Origin of the sequence: Pseudomonas sp., assembly GCF_035277045.1 — a bacterium.
In the GTDB taxonomy this organism is placed as follows: Bacteria; Pseudomonadota; Gammaproteobacteria; order Pseudomonadales; family Pseudomonadaceae; genus Aquipseudomonas.
Genome location: NZ_DATELE010000124.1, coordinates 18621 through 34049 on the forward strand (window position 1 = coordinate 18621; position 15429 = coordinate 34049).

Genomic DNA, 15429 nt, shown 5'->3' on the forward strand with positions numbered 1-15429 from the left:
GCGCGTTACCAGCTGATACGCCGTTGCAGCTGGGTGGCCCCGGCGTCCAGCCATTGACTGCCGCGCAGCACGGGCAGCAGCGCGGCGTCAGGCTGGAGTTCCACCTTCAGCCGGGCCTGGCGAGCCAGCAGGTCCGCATCCAGCGACGCCTGGTGCTGGCCTGTCAACGCCAACTGGCCTGCCAGGTGCCAGCCCTTGCTGCAATCAACCTGCAGCCAGCCCTGCCCTAGTCCTAGCGACCAGGGTGCGACCAGCGCGAGGTCATCCACCGCGATCCGCCCTTGAGCGCCACGGCACTGCTGCCCGGCACCCTGGAGGTGGATCGCGCCTTTCCATTGCCCGGCCAGGCGATAGGCGGAATCGGCACTGCGTTGGGTGCCCAGTGCCTGCAATTGCGCGTGCCAGTCCCATGGCCAACCTCGCACCTGCACTTCCCACTCCTGACCCTGGTAACCGAACCATGCCTGGGCATGCAGGCGCCAGGGTCGCCAGTGCCAGCGCAGCGGTCCGGCCTCGGCCACCTGCCGGGCCTGGCCTTGCCACAGGCTGCCCGTCACGCCCTGTGCCGGCAATGCCAAGGCGCGGGCCAGCCATGTGGCGGGCAATTCCAGCAGCACGGTCAGGCCGAATACCAGCGCCACCCACAACGATGCACGGCGGCTCACGGCTGCACCTGCACATCGAAGCGCAGCCCTGCCGTGTCCTGCTCGAGCGTCCACTGCAACGGCCGCACGCCTTCGCCTTGCAACGCCTGCAACCACTGCTGCAAGGCACGCGCATCGGCGACTTGCCCGTGCAGTTGCCAGACAGCACCTCTGGCATCGACACCCGCCAGTTGCACGTGCCGCGCCTGGGCCGACTGGCGCAGCCGTTCAAGGCTCATGGAAGGGCCGCCGGGCAGGCCCGCTGCCGTCTCGGCCAGCGACTTCCACTGGGCGAGCTCGCGCCATTGGGCCACGCCTTCGCGCAGTCCGAGGATCGCCAGCAACAGGCCGATGACGGCCCCGGCAAGCGGCTTGCGGTAACGCGTCAGCAAGGCACTGTTCATGTGGCACCGCCGAGGTCGAACACCACCTGCCACTGCGCCGGCTGTGCGCCGGGCTGCACCTGGACCTTGGCATCGGCGGCGCTGGCCATGGCTTGCCAGGGTGGACTCTGGCCCTCACCGCTCAGCCCCAGTTGCCAGCGCTGGCCGTCGAAGCGCACGGCGTGCAGGCGCCACTCGGGGTTCTGGCCGAGCCAGTCCTGCAATTGCGCCTGCAGGCCATCGAGCTTGCGCAGGTGCAGCTGCTGGTCCTGCGTCTCGTCGCGCAGGCGCTTGAGGGCCTGGGCAGCCTGACGCGGCGACGCCTGATCACCGGTCACCGCCAGCACCTGCGAGCGGTAGAGCTGGGCCTGGCGCCACTGCTGGGTCAGCCACAGGCCTCCCCAGAGCGTCGCCAACAAGACGCAGGCCACGCCAAGGCGCGCGTGGCCCGGCGGCACCCCGGAGCGCCGCCGGGTGCGGCTTGCCTCGAACAAGGCCGGCAACCCGTCCAGCACGGCCAGGCGCGACGGCCAGCACCCCTGCAAGGGCTCAAGCCGCAGGCCGGTCCAGGGTGCCGGTCGCTGATCACCCAGCATCGCCGGCCAGGCCAGCCAGTGTTCGCGGCCGTCTTCACCACGGCCGCGAAGCAGCGCACCGCCGTCGTCTCGCCGCCACTGCCAGGCCTCACCGTTCGCAGGTTCAGGCAACAGCTGGAATTCGGCCCAGCAGCGCTCGACCGGCACGCCCCATCCGGCGCACACGGCCTGCCACTTCCCCATCAGCTCGCGATCGACGCACACCAGCCGCAACTCGCCCGAGCGGCGCTCGAGGCAGGCGCACAGCACCTGCTCCGGGCCTTGCAGCAGGCGGTCCTCAAGCAGCAACGGCCACTCCTCGCGCTTGAGTCCGGGCGGCGCGGGCAGCTGGAAATGGCTGCACGACGCGCCCGGCACGATCAGCGCGACCTGCGCTTGCAGGTCCGCGGGCGGGCGCCCCTCGCCCTCCCGGCGTGCCCCGCCCGCCTCCACCAGCAACCAGTCCCACGGTCCGGCGTCCAGTCCCGGGCGCAGCAGCAGCCAGGGGCGCGCGGCAGAAGGCCGTCGCCATTCACGTTTCATGAGCGCCCCCAGGGCAAGGCGAAGGTACACACATACGGCGCTCCATCATGCTGAAAGTGCACCCGCACGCCACGGTCAGGGCGCGCGGGCTGGTCAGAGGGCCAGGCCAGCCAGCGGCCGCCCTGGTAGAACAGAAAACGTGGGCTGGTCACGCCCTTGAGTTGCTCGCGCGCTAGCCAGCGCGGCTCGCCCGCGGCATACAGGTCGGCCGAGCTGTCGAGCCGCAGCGTCTGCTCGCGGGCGTCGTAGCGCAGGCGCTGGCGTTGCAGGCGCGCGCCGCCCTTCGCTTCAGGCCAGGCTGCCGCGGACACCCACAGCAGCTGGTTGCGGTCGGGCTGCCAGTCGAGCCAGCGCATGGCCAAGGGCAGGCGTTGCTCGGACAGCCGGCGCAACGCCGGGCTGTCGAACCGGCGCTCCAGCGCCAGGCAGAACTCCAGCACGGCGCCAGACTCGGCGGGACTGTCGAGACGCTCGCGCACCTTGATCCAGCCATTGACCAGCGCCGCCAGCATCACCCCGAGCACGGCGGTGAGCGCCATGGCCACCATCAGTTCGATCAGGGTCAGGCCTATTTGCCGACGCTTCATGGCCGCACCAGGAAGATGTTGTACTGCCCAAGCGGCAGACGCGCATCACGGTCGGCGAACAGGTGCAGCTGGCCACGGCGCAGGTGGGTCACGCCGGTGCGGCGCAACTGCAGCTGCCAATGACAGGCCTGCCCGCCCTGGTGCAGGACGCCCTGGTCCTGGTGCGCCTTGGGCCAGTACTGCTCGACGCTGAAGCGCGCCTGCAGCTCGCGCGCGCACAGCACCCCGAGACGATGCTGCTGCACGGCGTCCTGGACCGCCAGGCGCTGACGCAACACCTGGCTGGCCATGACCGCCAATACCGCGGCAATGCCGAGCGCCACGCTGACCTCAAGCAAGGTAAAGCCCCTCTGGCCGCGCTTCACGGGTTCACGGCCAGGCGCAGCTGCCCGTCACGCCGCCACGTCCAGCGCTGGCTGCCTTGCGGCCATTGCCACAGCACACTGCCAGGCGCCGCCCAGCCATCGGGAGTGAACACCAGCTGCGGTGCACGGCTGGCCGGCCAGTCCGGGCGCAGGTCCTTGGGCCAATCACCAAGCGCCACCGGCTCGATGACCCAGCCACTGCCCACACGCCGCACGAACTCAGGCCGCTCGCCATTCCAGCGCACGCCACGCAACTGCCCGGCGTGGCGTGCCAGGCCGGCCTGCTCGCGAATGCCCGCGGCCAGCCGGGTCAGCGCCTGCTGCACGCCGGCCTTGCCGCTGTCGAGCCAGGCGACGCTGAGCCCGGTCATCAGCCCGGCGATGGCCAGCACCACCAGCAGTTCGATCAGGCTGAACCCACGCTGCCCGTCCATGCTTCAAAGCGCCCAGTTGCCCAGGTCGGCATCCAGGTCTTCGCCCCCTGGCACGCCATCGGCGCCCAGGGAAAAGATGTCGACCCGGCCGTGCTCGCCAGGCATGCGGTACTGATACGGCGTGCCCCACGGGTCTTCGGGCAGGCGGCGGATGTAGCCGTCGCTGCGCCAGGCACGCGGCAGCGGTTCCTGCACAGGCTTTTTCACCAGCGCGGCGAGGCCTTGCTCGTTGCTGGGAAAGCGCAGGTTGTCGAGCCGGTACATGTCCAGCGCCTGCTCGAGGGTGGCAAGGTCGGCCATGACCTTCTGGCGCATGGCCTTGTCCTGGTTGCCCAGCACGCTGGGCGCGACCACGGCGATCAGCAGGCCGATGATGAAGATCACCACCATGATCTCCATCAGGGTGAAGCCACGCTGGCGCGCGCGTTGTCGGTGCATTGTCTTGCTCCTCGTCACAGTGTCAGGCCCTGGTTGAGCTGCATGATCGGCAACAGCACCGCCAGCACGATGAACAGCACCACGCCGCCCATCACCAGGATCATCAGGGGTTCGAACAACGCCATGGCCGTGTCGACCTGGCGGGCAAAGCCGCGCTCCTGGTCGTCGGCCACGCGTTCGAGCATGTCGGCCAAGGTGCCGCTGGCCTCGCCGCTGCCCACCATGTTCACCAGCAACGGCGGAAACCGGCCGCTGGCATCCAGGGCACGGTGCAGGCTGGTGCCGCCCTGGACCTGCAGGCTGACCTGCTCCAGGGCCAGGCGCACACGGCGGTTGGCGACCGTCGCCGTGGCCACCTGCAGGGCTTCGAGCAGGGTCACGCCGCTGCCGGTGAGAATCGCCAGGCTGCGCGACAGGCGCGCGCTTTCAAGCACCTGCAACAGGCTGCCAATGCGCGGCAGGCGCAGCAGCAGGTCGTCGCGGCGCAAGCACCAGTGCGGTTTGCGCAACAGCCAGCTGGCCAGCACGCCGAGCATCACGCCCGCGCCCAGCAACCACGGCCCGGCGCTGACCAGGCCCTGGCTCAGCCCGATCAGCAGCGAGGTCAGCAGTGGCAGGGTTTGCCCGGAATGGGCGAACTGCTCGGTAAGCTTGGGCACCACGAAGGTCATCAGGCCAACCACCACGGCCAGCGACACGCCCATCAGCACGCTGGGATAGATCAGCGCGGTGCGGGCCTTGTGCTGCTGGCGCTGCACCTGCTCCAGGTGGCCGGCCAGGCGTTCGAGCACCTGGGCCAGGCGCCCGGAACGCTCCCCCGCCTCGACCAGCGCGCAGTACAGGCCGGTGAACGGCGGTCCTTGGCGGGCCAGGCTGCGCGCCAGACCCAGGCCTTCGGCCAGCGAGCCGCGCAGCGCCACCAGCAGGCCCTGCAAGGCCGGCTGACGCAGCTGACGCTCCAGGGTCGCCAGGGCATCGACCAAGGGGATGCCGGCACCGATCAGCGTCGCCAGTTGCCGGGTCAGCTCGCACAGCTGGGCGCGGGTCAGGCGTTGCCGGCGCGGCTGCGACACGCCCGCCTCGACCCGCTGCAACTGGCGGGCGAACAGGCCCTGCTCGCGCAGCAGTTGCCGGGCATGACGCTCGCTGTCGGCCTGCACGCTGGCCTTGTGCGGTTTGCCGGCAAGGTCGAGGGCCTGATAGCGATAAGTCGGCATCGGTCAGCCCTGCACCGCGCGCAGCACTTCGGCCAGGCTGGTGTCGCCGCGCGCCAGGCAGTCGCTGGCCATCGCCGCCAGGCTTTGCCGGCGCTCAGCCAGGTAGTCCTGCATGGCCGGTTCGCTGGCGCCGTCGTACAGCAGGGCGATCAGGCCGGCGTCCAGCTCGATGAATTCGTACAGGCCCAGGCGCCCGTTGTAGCCACTGCCCTGGCACCGCTCGCAGCCTACCGCGTGGTAGCTCTGGCTTAGGCCCTCGAGCTCGGGCCAGAGCTGGCGCTCGGCCGCTTGCAACGGCTGCGCCTGGGCGCAGCTGCACAGGCGCCGCACCAGGCGCTGAGCCAGCACCCCGCGCAGGCACGAGGCGATCAGGAATGGCTCGATGCCCATGTCGCGCAGCCGCGTCACGGCGCCTACCGCGCTGTTAGTGTGCAGAGTCGAGAGCACCAGGTGGCCGGTCAGGCTCGCCTGCACGGCGATCTGCGCGGTCTCCTGGTCGCGGATTTCGCCGAGCATGATCACGTCCGGGTCCTGGCGCAGGATGGCGCGCAGGCCGCTGGCGAAGGTCAGGCCGGCGCGCGGGTTGATGGCGGTCTGGCCGATACCGGCGATGGCGTACTCCACCGGGTCCTCGACGGTGAGGATATTGCGGCTGCCATCATTCAGGCTGTTGAGGCTGGCATACAGCGTGGTGGTCTTGCCCGAGCCCGTGGGGCCGGTGCTCAGCACGATGCCGTTGGGCCGCCCGAGGCAGCCGCGTAGACCTTGCAGCGCCTGCTCGGGCATGCCCAGGTTGGCCAGCGACAGCAGGCTGGCCTGCTTGTCGAGCACGCGCATCACCACCCGCTCGCCGTGGATCCCGGGCAGTGTCGAGACGCGCACATCCACTTCGCGGCCCGCGGCGCGCAGGGTGATGCGGCCGTCCTGGGGCTGGCGCTTCTCGGCGATATCCAGGCGCGCCATCACCTTGATCCGCGACACCAGCATGACCGACAGCGCGCGTGGCGGGCGCAACACTTCGCGCAGGTGGCCGTCGATGCGCAGGCGCACCACCAGGCTCTGCTCGAAGGTCTCGATATGAATGTCGGAGGCACGCAGGCGCAGGGCCTGGCCGAACAAGCCGTTGATCAGGCGGATCACCGGCGCTTCGTCGTCACTTTCCAGCAGGTCTTCGATACGCGGCATTTCGCTCATCAGGCCATCGAGGTCGACGTGCTCGCCAATGCCTTCGATCAGCGCCGCGGTGGCCGCATCGCCGGTCTGGTAGAGCTGCCCCAGACGCTCGTCGAAATCGTCCGCCGCGAGGTATTCGAGCGCCTGCGGCTGGCCATGCACGCGCAGCAGCTCGTGCAGCTGGTCGCTGTCGGCATCGTGGCGCAGCCACAGCTGCCAGCCTTCGCCCGACGGCGCCATGGCCAGCCCGGCCTGCCGTGCCAGGCGATACGCCAGCATCACCAGTCGCCCCCGTCGAGGCGTGCGCGGCTGGCGGGAAACGCCTGCAACAAGGCCGCGCCTTCATCCACCCGGGGCAAGGCCAGGGCGGTTTCCTGCTGCAGGCGCTGGTATTTTTCCTGGCTCAGGCCGGCGAGGCTCGGACCATCGCGCAAGATGCGCGGGCGGATGAACACCATCAGGTTCTGCTTCACGCCGCGGTTGGCGTCGGAGCGGAACAGCCGGCCCAGCCCCGGGATATCGCCAAGCAACGGGACTTTCTGATTGTTGGTGCTCACCTCGTCGCTGATCAGCCCGCCGAGGATCACCAGGCCGTTGTCCTCGACCATCACCTTGGTCTTGATCTCGCGCTTGTTGGTGATCACGTCGCTGGCCGAGGCCGTGTCGGCGATCGAGGACACCTCCTGGACGATATCCAGGCGCACGGTGTTGTCGATGTTGATCTGCGGCTTGATGCGCAGCTTGACCCCGACTTCCTTGCGTTCGATGGTCTGGTACGGGTTGGCGTTGTTCTGGGTGACGGAGCCGGTGACAAAGGGCACTTCCTGACCGACCAGGATCGATGCCTCGGCGTTGTCCAGGGTCAGCAAGGTGGGCGTGGACAGCAGGTTGAAGCCGGTCTTGCCCTTTAGCGCGTTGACCAGCATGGCAAAGTTGAAGCCGCCACCGAAGTGACCGATGCCAGCGGTCGCGCCGCTGACGGTGGACAGCACGTCCGCCAGGTCGCCGCTGTCGCCGCTGGCCGCAGCCCCGGCGATGCTGGCGATGTTGGCGCCGCCGGTGCCGAAGTTGACGATGCCAGCGCCCAGGTTCTCGTCGGCGAACAGCCATTGCACGCCCAGCTCCTCGGCACGCGTGTCGGACACTTCGGCGATGATTGCCTCGACCACGACCTGGGCGCGGCGGATGTCCAGCTGCTCGACGATGCTGCGGTAGGCCGCCACTTCGCTGTCGGGCCCGACCATGACCACCGCGTTGGTGCCTTCTTCATATTCCAGGCGAATGCCCGAGTCGCTGGCGGGCAGCGGCGCCTTGGCCTCGCCTTCGCCCTGCCCGTCGGCGGCGGGGGCGGCGCCTACCTGGCTGAGCCCGCGCAGCACCTTGACCACCTCGGCGGCATTCGCATGGCGCAAGTACATGACCTGGGTATTGGAGCTGTGCAGGTTGTCACGCGGCTGGTCAAGCTGGGCCAGCAAGGCCCGCACCCGCTCGCGGCTGTCGGCGCTGCCGCGCACCAGCAGCGCGTTGCTGCGCGGGTCGGCGACCACCTGGGCGCTGTCGGCGCCCTGCTCGCTGGCCAGCAGGCGGGTGATCAGGCCGCTGGTGTCGGCGGCGCTGGCGTGGCGCAGGGGCATGATCTGCAACGGCTCCTCGCTGACCTGGTCGAGCTGGCGCAGCAGGCTGTCGATGCGCTCCAGGTTGCTGCGCCAGTCGGTAACCACCAGCAGGTTGGCCGCTGGGTATGGGGTAATGACGCCGACACGCGGATCGATCAGCGGCTTGAGGATGCCCAGCATCTGCTCGCTGGCGGCATTGCGCACATTGAATACCCGCGTGGCCACGCCGTCGCTGCCCTGGCTCGGTTTGCCGGCTGGCTCGACCGGCACCGGCTCCAGCCGCGCGGCCTGGTCAGGCACGATCTTCACGCTGCCGTTGGGCAAATCTACCGCGGCGAAACCCTGGGCACGCAACTGAGCCAGGAAGATGTCATAGATCGACTCGGCGTCATGGCGGTCGACGGTGCGCACCGTGACCTTGCCCTTCACTCGTGGGTCGACGATGAAGGTGGTGCCGGTGATGCGCGACACGCTGTCGATGAACTCCCCCAGGTCGGTGTCGACGAAGTTGACTTCGTACTGCGGCGTCTCGCCCTCCTCCAGCACCTCCGGCTCATCGGCGCGGGCGGTGGACAGGGCCAGGCACAGCAGGCCGGCCAGGCAGTATCTTGCGATCATCACTTATCCTTGGCGCTTGAAGCCGGTCACGGCAGGCCGTGGCGGCCAGGGCAGACGTTCGCGCCGCCCCTGGTTGTCGAAAATCAGGCCCTTGTCGTCGATGCCCTGCAGCACGATCCCCGGCGCCAGGCGCTGGCCTTGGCCAAGGGTGCGCACCTGCTGGCCGTAGCGCAGCACCACCACCGTGGCGCGCAAGGGCTCGGCCTTGAGCCCGCCCAGGTACTCGAGCGGCAGGCGGGTCAAGGGGATGTCGCCGCTGGCTGCCGCCTGCTGCCAGTGGCCCACGAGCAGTCCCGGGAGCGCCACCTGATCCAGGCGGGGCACGCTGGCCGGCACCGGTTCGCGGCTCAGTTGCAAGACGCACTGCGCGGCCAGCCAGGCGGCGACGCTCAGCAATGCGCCATTGACGATCTGGGCGGAGCGGGTCAAGCGTTCACCTGCCGGGGATGCCAGCCAGGATGCCCCTGCACATAGCGCACCTCGGGCAGCTGCAGGACGGGCAGTTGCCAGTCGGATGGCTGCTGCGCGAGCCAGTTTTCCACGCGCTGCCACAGGGGCTCGCCCGCGCCCGCATCGAAGTGCAGGCCAAAGGTGCGGCACAGGCCCTGGGTCGGGGCAAGCCCGGCGACCCGCTTGCCCATGGCGCTATAGCTGACCTGCCACGAATCGCCCAGCCAGCGTGGCAGGTCCTGGCTGTTGTCCAGTAGCAGCGGGTCGCCGAAGAGTTGCTCGGCGGCGTTTTCCAGCACCTGCCCGACCTGCCGCGCCGGGGCGTCGACCACGGGCGCGGGGTAGCCGCCGGTGAGGGTGATCAGGTGCTCACGGGTGATGGTCTCGCCGGCCCGCAGCGGCACGTCGTAGCGCAGCCCCGGCAGCAGCACCGGCATGCTGCCGTCGCCGGCCAGGGCCTGGTGCAACAGACGGTCCCAACTGCCGGCGCGGGTATCGCGGCGCCAAAGTGCCTGGGGCGCACGCGCCAGGGGCTGGTCGAGCCAGGCGGCGTGGCCGGCGCGCTGTTGTTGCAGTTGCGCGCGTAATTGCCCGGCCCGGGCGTGCGCGGTGGGGCCGAGTGTTTGCTCGAAGGCCGGAAAGAACCGCGCTTCGAAGCGCCATTGCCCAGCCATCTGCTGGCAGCGAACGCGAAACGCCCCGCTGCCCCGGCACCCGCCGAACAACACCGGCACCCGGCGCCCGCTGGCCTGGGTCACCTCGACCGGGGCCGGCCAGAAGTCCTGGCCACGGGCGCAGAGCACGGCATCCAGCTGCGGCACCCGCTCCGCCAGCCACAGACCCGGGCCGGTGCCCACGTCGGCCAGGGCCACGACCAGGTCGGCCTCGCGGCGCGCCTGCTCGAAGCTCGGCAACAGCGATTCGTACCAGTGCTTGAGCGAGGCTTTCTGATCCTGGGCGTATGGATCGGTGACGCCAACCACGGCGACCCGCACGCCGCCCCGGTCGAACAGCTGCAGGCCTTTGACGCCCAGGGCCTGAGCCTGGCCCGAAGCAAGCCCGGCGCCCAGGGTGACGGCGGTCGACTGTTGATAGAGACCGGCGCTGCGTTGCGGCCAGAGCACGCGCTCATCACTGCTGACGCGCACGTCGCTGCCCAGCAACTGGCTACCCTGAACGCCGCTGGCTCCCTGGGTCAGGTAGGCCAACCCACTGCCGTTCCAGCCCTGGCCGTTCTCCAGGGTCAGGCTGTTGCCCGTGCCGCTTTCAGTACGCAGCTGTTCGAGCAGCGCCGCCAGCACCGCGAAGCCGCCCAGGCGGGCGTTGTCGGCCAGGCTGGCGTCGAGCAAGGGTGCGAGGTCGGCGTGGCCGGCACGGGCGCTGCTGCCGGTCATCCACGGCGCGCGGCCCAACTGGGTGACCGGTCCCAGGCGGGTGGCCGGCACCACGGCCTGACCCGGCTGGCGGGCATCTAGGGTATCGGCGACATACAGCAGGTCCAGCGATCGTTCGCTGTCGGCGCGACTGCCCGGGATCGCGGAGCAGGCGCCCAGCAACGGCGCCATGGCGCCCACGCCCATCCAGCTGATCAACTCCCGTCTGCGCATGCTTGCCATCGACCCCGACCGCCTTCCCTGCTGTTTGACTGTGGGCCGGGATATTGCGGAGCTTAGGTGACAGTTTGATGGCAGTTATTGGACAAGCATTCCGGAAAGATCCTACAAATCATTTGCTAAGAACCGGATGTTTTAAAGGCACGTTAACAAAACTGCCAATGAATCATCACATAGCCGCTCTAAAGTCCCGGTTTCTTCCAACACAGCTGCATCAAAAAGAAGGAATCACTGATGAGTCGAGATACCGGCGACAACCTGGACCGGAACCTCAGCGGCAACCTGCCGATGGCCAGTGTCATGGACGCCTACCTGAGCCGCCGCACCGTGATGCGTGGCAGCCTGGGCGCCGCGATCGCCATGATCGCCGGAACCGGCCTGACCGGCTGCTTCGACGGCGGCGGCGATTCGGACAACGATCCGGTCGTCGAACCACCAGTGACCGAACCCGAAGTCCCGAAACTGGCCCTGGGCTTTACCTCGATTCCCGGCTCGCGCACCGACGCCTGCGTTGTCGCCGCGGGTTACAGCGCCTATGTGCTCGCCCCATGGGGCACGCCGCTCAACAGCAACGGCAGCGCCTGGAAAGCCGACGGCAGCAATACCTCGGTCGACCAGGCCAATGCCATGGGCATGCACCACGACGGCATGCACTTCTTCCCCATCAACGGCAGCTCCGAAGACGGCCTGCTGGCGATCAACTTCGAGTACATCGACGCCGATGCCCTGCACCCGGCCGGCCCGACCACCGATGCCAGCGGCAACCGCCCGGCCGAGGAGGTGCGCAAGGAGATCAACGCCCACGGCGCTGGCGTGGTGCGCCTGAGCAAGGTCAACGGCCGCTGGCAGGTGGTCGACAACGACCCGCTGAACCGCCGCTTCACCACCGCGACCCTGATGGACATCGCCGGCCCGCTGCGCGGCACCGACCACGTCAAGACCCCGTTCTCCGTCGACGGCACCCAGGCCCGCGGCACCAACAACAACTGTGGCAACGGCTTCACCCCGTGGGGCACCTACCTCACCTGCGAAGAGAACTGGCCCGGCATCTTCGTCAACAAGGGCGTGCGCCCGGCCGACCAGCAGCGCATCGGCGTGTCCACCAGCAGCGGCAACTATGACTGGGAGACCGCGGCGGGCGACCCGTCCGAGGTGAACGGGGAATTCACCCGCTTCGACGTCACCCCGACCGGCGCCACCGCCCTGGACGACTACCGCAACGAAGCCAGCACCTATGGCTACATCGTCGAGATCGACCCGTACAGCGCCAGCACCCTGGCGGTCAAGCGCACCGCGCTCGGGCGCTTCCGCCACGAAGGCTGCTGCCCTGGCCTGCCCGTGGCCGGCAAGCCGGTGGTCTGGTACACCGGCGACGACTCCAACAACGAATACCTGTACAAGTTCGTCTCCACGGCGCTGTGGGACGAAGCCGACGCCAACCCGGCCGACCGCCTGGCCACCGGCGCCAAGTACATGGACCACGGCAACCTCTACGTGGCGCGCTTCAATCCTGACGGCACGGGTGTCTGGCTGCTGCTCGACGTCAATACCCCGACCACCACCGGCAGCACCCTGGGCGCGCTGTACGGCGACCTCGCCGGGATCATCCTGCACACCCGTGGCGCCGCGGATGCCGTGGGCGCGACGCCGATGGACCGCCCGGAATGGACCACGGTCAATCCGCTCAACGGCGATGTCTACCTGACCCTGACCAACAACAGCGCGCGCACCCCGGAGAAGGTCGACGCGGCCAACCCGCGCGGCCCGAACCGCCACGGCCATATCATCCGCTGGCACGACAGCGACGATCACCTGAGCTTCACCTGGGACATCTTCGTGTTCGGCGCCAACGCCGCGGGCACCGCCGACATCAACCGCTCGGGCCTGACCGAACTGAACCAGTTCGCCAGCCCCGACGGGATGAGCTTCGATAGCCGCGGCATCCTGTGGTTCCAGACCGACAACGGCGAGTCGACCCTGACCAGCTACACCAACGACCAGATGCTGGCCGTGATCCCGACCGACCTGGTCGATGCCAACGGCACGCAGGTCCCGGTGAACGCGCAGAACCAGGTCGACCTGCGGCGCTTCTTCGTGGGGCCGAACGGCTGCGAGGTGACCGGCATCGCCTTCACGCCCGACAACAAGTCGCTGTTCGTCAACATCCAGCACCCGGGCAACTGGCCGTACACCGATGTCGCGACCGCCGTCACCCCGGCAGGCTCCAGCGTGCGCCCACGAGCCTCGACCGTGGTGATCCAGCGTGATGACGGCGGCGAGATCGGCATCGCCTGATCAGCCGCGCCTCAACCGTGAGCCGTTGCCCTACCAGGGCAGCGGCTCGCGGCTTTTCACCCTCACCTGTTGCGCCGGCACCCGCGCGTGCCACTGCACCACGCCCAGCGCCTCGACCTCGAACTCGCTGCGCATGCGTCGCCCCTCGCCCTCGAATTCCAGTTGCAGCAGAAAATGTCCGCTGTTGAGCATCAGCCCCGCGCTGAGCCGCTCGAAGGTTTCGTCATCCACCGCCCCTAGTGCCTGGCGCAGCGCCGAGGCATCCACATAGCCCGACGCCGGGCGGCCACTGACGATACGGCTGAGCAACGAGCGGGCGAAGCGGCCCTCGTACAGCGCCTCGAGCAGGGGCAGGTGTTCAAGGCCCAGGGCATTGGCGTTGAGCCGCCAGCCGGTGGTCTCGGGCAGCGCGCAGAGCGCCGGGTAACGCGCCTGGCGGTTGGCGTCCGGCTCGAGCAGCAGGTTGAGTTCGCTGGTGTCGAGCATCGCCTGGTTGGCGGCCAGCCGTGCCGGTGACTGGCGCAGGTACTGGTGGTTTTCCGCGCCGTGCAGGCGCACCTGGTGATCGTTGTCGAGCCAGTCGGCCAGGGCATCGGTCAGGCGCTCGGCGGCCAGGTCGTCGCCCAGCAGGTGACGCAGTTGCCGCTCAGCCATTTCGCTGTCCTCGCCGAGCAGCGCATTGACGTTGAAGCAGGTGTGCAGGTCGCGCACCCGCAGCTGCGCCGAGCCGTCGCCCACGTCATAGCTCAGCGGCTGGCCACGCAGGGCCTGCCAGAACAGCGGGCTGACCCGCCAGGCGGGGTCTCGCAACGCTTGCTCGGCAAACGCCAGGCCGGCCTGTTCCATCGCCCGCACCTGCACCCGCTGTTGCAGCAGGCGCACGCCGTCCACCTGCTGGCGGCCATCCTGCACCAGCCAGGTCAGGCCCGCCGCGAGCATCGCCAGCGCCACCATCACCATCAGCAGCGCGGCGCCGCGCTGTTGTCTGCCACCCATGCCTTTCACCCCTATGTTCATCGAGGCGCCAGTCAACACGGCGGATGTTGCAGGCACATGGCAAAACCGTCTGCGAGTCACGTTCACGTCATAAAGCGCAGGCAGGATTGGCCTTCCTTTTCATGAGCTTGGAGTGGTTTCCCATGGGTGGCATCGGTATCTGGCAATTGGTGATCGTGCTGTTGATCGTATTCCTGCTGTTTGGCACCAAGCGCCTGAAGGGACTGGGCAGTGACGTCGGCGAGGCGATCCAGGGCTTTCGCAAGTCCATGGGCCCTGGCACCGACGAGCCCGCCGCGCCCGTCCAGGCCGAGCAACCGGCACCGCTGGCCGCACGCACCGTGCAGCAGCCGCAAGCGGACCGTCAGGCCTGATGTTCGACATCGGCTTTACCGAACTGCTGCTGGTGGGCGTGGTGGCCTTGCTGGTCCTGGGGCCAGAGCGCCTGCCGGTCGCGGCGCGCACTGTCGGCCGAGGGCTTGGCCAGGCGCGCCGGGCGATGAACGCACTGCGCGCGCAGGTCGAGCGTGAGCTGGATGCGCCGAAGCTGGATGACCTCAAGCTCGACAGCGCGCCCTTGAAACGCCTTGAACAGGACATCCGCCAGGGCATCAGCCTGGCGCCGTCGGCCAATGACGCCACGCGCGTGGCCGCCGTCAAGGAAAACGCCTCATGACCGCTGCTGTTGAAAATGCGCACATGCCCCTGGTCGACCACCTGCGCGACCTGCGCAAGCGCCTGGTGCGCTGCCTGCTGGCCGTGACCCTGGTGTTCGTCGGCCTGTTCCCCTTCGCCCAGACGCTCTACACGCTGATCTCCGAACCGTTGCGGCGCTTCCTGCCCGAAGGCGCCAGCATGATCGCCACCAGCGTGACCTCGCCTTTCCTGGCGCCGTTCAAGCTGACCTTGATGTGCGCGCTGTTCGTCGCCATGCCGGTGCTGCTGCATCAGGCCTGGGGCTTCATCGCCCCTGGCATGTATCGCCGCGAACGGCGCATCGCGATGCCGCTGCTGGTGTCGAGCATCGTGCTGTTCTATGCCGGCATGGCCTTCGCGTTTTTCGTGGTGTTCCCGATGATGTTCGGCTTCTTCGCCAGCGTGACCCCGGACGGGGTGGCGATGATGACCGACATCAGCCTGTACCTGGATTTCATCCTGGCGCTGTTTCTGGCGTTCGGGCTGGCGTTCGAGATACCCGTGGCGACGTTCATCGTGGTGTGGGCGGGGTTTGCGGACGTGGCGACGCTGCGCCGTAGCCGGCCTTATGTGATCGTCGGGTGTTTCGTGGTGGGGATGATTCTGACGCCGCCGGATGTGTTTTCACAGACCTTGCTGGCGGTGCCGATGTGGCTGTTGTTCGAGGTGGGGTTGATAGCCTGTGGGGGGTTGAGCAGGCGGGAGGAAGCGGTGAGAAACCGTCAGGAGTGCATTGATTGACCTGACGCCTTCGCTGGCAAGCCAGCTCCCACAGGTACCGCGCCG

The 15429-nt window shown here is 68.6% G+C and carries 17 protein-coding genes; 4 read left to right on the forward strand and 13 right to left on the reverse strand.

What is annotated here, in order from left to right; all coding sequences use genetic code 11:
* Positions 1 to 5 precede the first annotated feature (5 nt).
* The 12 genes from VJS90_RS05590 to VJS90_RS05645 are packed head-to-tail and all read right to left on the reverse strand — an operon-like array spanning position 6 to position 10659.
* Entirely contained in the window at positions 6 to 665 is a 660-nt protein-coding gene (locus VJS90_RS05590) for a hypothetical protein (protein ID WP_324119860.1), read from the reverse strand.
* Positions 662 to 1048 (reverse strand): type II secretion system protein GspM, encoded by a 387-nt coding sequence (gspM, locus tag VJS90_RS05595; protein ID WP_324119862.1) that lies wholly within the window; start codon positions 1046 to 1048, stop codon positions 662 to 664. The genes VJS90_RS05590 and gspM overlap by 4 nt, the downstream gene beginning before the upstream one ends.
* Entirely contained in the window at positions 1045 to 2145 is a 1101-nt protein-coding gene (locus VJS90_RS05600) for a GspL/Epsl periplasmic domain-containing protein (protein ID WP_324119864.1), read from the reverse strand. Before VJS90_RS05600 ends, gspM begins: the two co-directional genes overlap by 4 nt.
* Positions 2142 to 2732, reverse strand: a complete 591-nt coding sequence (locus VJS90_RS05605; RefSeq protein ID WP_324119866.1) for a prepilin-type N-terminal cleavage/methylation domain-containing protein — start codon at positions 2730 to 2732, stop codon at positions 2142 to 2144. The genes VJS90_RS05600 and VJS90_RS05605 overlap by 4 nt, the downstream gene beginning before the upstream one ends.
* A complete protein-coding gene (locus VJS90_RS05610; RefSeq protein ID WP_324119868.1) occupies positions 2729 to 3097 on the reverse strand; it encodes a type II secretion system protein in 369 nt (122 codons plus the stop codon). Before VJS90_RS05610 ends, VJS90_RS05605 begins: the two co-directional genes overlap by 4 nt.
* Complete coding sequence (gspH, locus tag VJS90_RS05615; RefSeq protein WP_324119870.1) at positions 3094 to 3531, reverse strand: type II secretion system minor pseudopilin GspH; 438 nt, start codon at positions 3529 to 3531, stop codon at positions 3094 to 3096. The genes VJS90_RS05610 and gspH overlap by 4 nt, the downstream gene beginning before the upstream one ends.
* A gap of 3 nt (positions 3532 to 3534) precedes the next feature.
* On the reverse strand, positions 3535 to 3969 hold the full coding sequence (gene gspG / locus VJS90_RS05620; RefSeq protein WP_324119872.1) for a type II secretion system major pseudopilin GspG: 435 nt from the start codon (positions 3967 to 3969) through the stop codon (positions 3535 to 3537).
* A 14-nt stretch (positions 3970 to 3983) separates the two neighbouring features.
* Entirely contained in the window at positions 3984 to 5186 is a 1203-nt protein-coding gene (gene gspF / locus VJS90_RS05625) for a type II secretion system inner membrane protein GspF (protein ID WP_324119873.1), read from the reverse strand.
* Between the two features lie 3 nt (positions 5187 to 5189).
* Positions 5190 to 6638 (reverse strand): GspE/PulE family protein, encoded by a 1449-nt coding sequence (locus VJS90_RS05630; RefSeq protein ID WP_324119875.1) that lies wholly within the window; start codon positions 6636 to 6638, stop codon positions 5190 to 5192.
* Positions 6638 to 8593 (reverse strand): type II secretion system secretin GspD, encoded by a 1956-nt coding sequence (gspD, locus tag VJS90_RS05635; RefSeq protein ID WP_324119878.1) that lies wholly within the window; start codon positions 8591 to 8593, stop codon positions 6638 to 6640. Before gspD ends, VJS90_RS05630 begins: the two co-directional genes overlap by 1 nt.
* 3 nt (positions 8594 to 8596) lie before the next feature.
* Positions 8597 to 9022: a pilus assembly protein PilZ gene (locus VJS90_RS05640; RefSeq protein WP_324119880.1), complete on the reverse strand. Its 426-nt coding sequence runs from the start codon at positions 9020 to 9022 to the stop codon at positions 8597 to 8599.
* The gene (locus VJS90_RS05645) at positions 9019 to 10659 is read right to left on the reverse strand and encodes a lipoprotein UxpA (RefSeq protein ID WP_324119882.1); all 1641 of its coding nucleotides are present in this window, start codon (positions 10657 to 10659) and stop codon (positions 9019 to 9021) included. The genes VJS90_RS05640 and VJS90_RS05645 overlap by 4 nt, the downstream gene beginning before the upstream one ends.
* Before the next feature lie 231 nt (positions 10660 to 10890).
* On the opposite strand from VJS90_RS05645, the gene VJS90_RS05650 reads away from it, so the two are divergent.
* A complete protein-coding gene (locus VJS90_RS05650) occupies positions 10891 to 12951 on the forward strand; it encodes a PhoX family phosphatase (protein WP_324119884.1) in 2061 nt (686 codons plus the stop codon).
* Between the two features lie 30 nt (positions 12952 to 12981).
* Here VJS90_RS05650 and gspK read toward each other — a convergent pair whose 3' ends face one another.
* A complete protein-coding gene (gspK, locus tag VJS90_RS05655; protein ID WP_324119885.1) occupies positions 12982 to 13947 on the reverse strand; it encodes a type II secretion system minor pseudopilin GspK in 966 nt (321 codons plus the stop codon).
* Positions 13948 to 14090: 143 nt separating this feature from the next.
* Here gspK and tatA point away from each other — a divergent pair, with 143 nt between their 5' ends.
* Genes tatA through tatC form a run of 3 tightly spaced genes read left to right on the forward strand, consistent with a single transcriptional unit; the run spans position 14091 to position 15384 of the window.
* Positions 14091 to 14321, forward strand: a complete 231-nt coding sequence (gene tatA, locus VJS90_RS05660; protein WP_324119937.1) for a twin-arginine translocase TatA/TatE family subunit — start codon at positions 14091 to 14093, stop codon at positions 14319 to 14321.
* Complete coding sequence (gene tatB / locus VJS90_RS05665) at positions 14321 to 14623, forward strand: Sec-independent protein translocase protein TatB (RefSeq protein WP_324119887.1); 303 nt, start codon at positions 14321 to 14323, stop codon at positions 14621 to 14623. Before tatA ends, tatB begins: the two co-directional genes overlap by 1 nt.
* A complete protein-coding gene (gene tatC / locus VJS90_RS05670) occupies positions 14620 to 15384 on the forward strand; it encodes a twin-arginine translocase subunit TatC (RefSeq protein WP_324119889.1) in 765 nt (254 codons plus the stop codon). Before tatB ends, tatC begins: the two co-directional genes overlap by 4 nt.
* Positions 15385 to 15429: the final 45 nt, after the last annotated feature.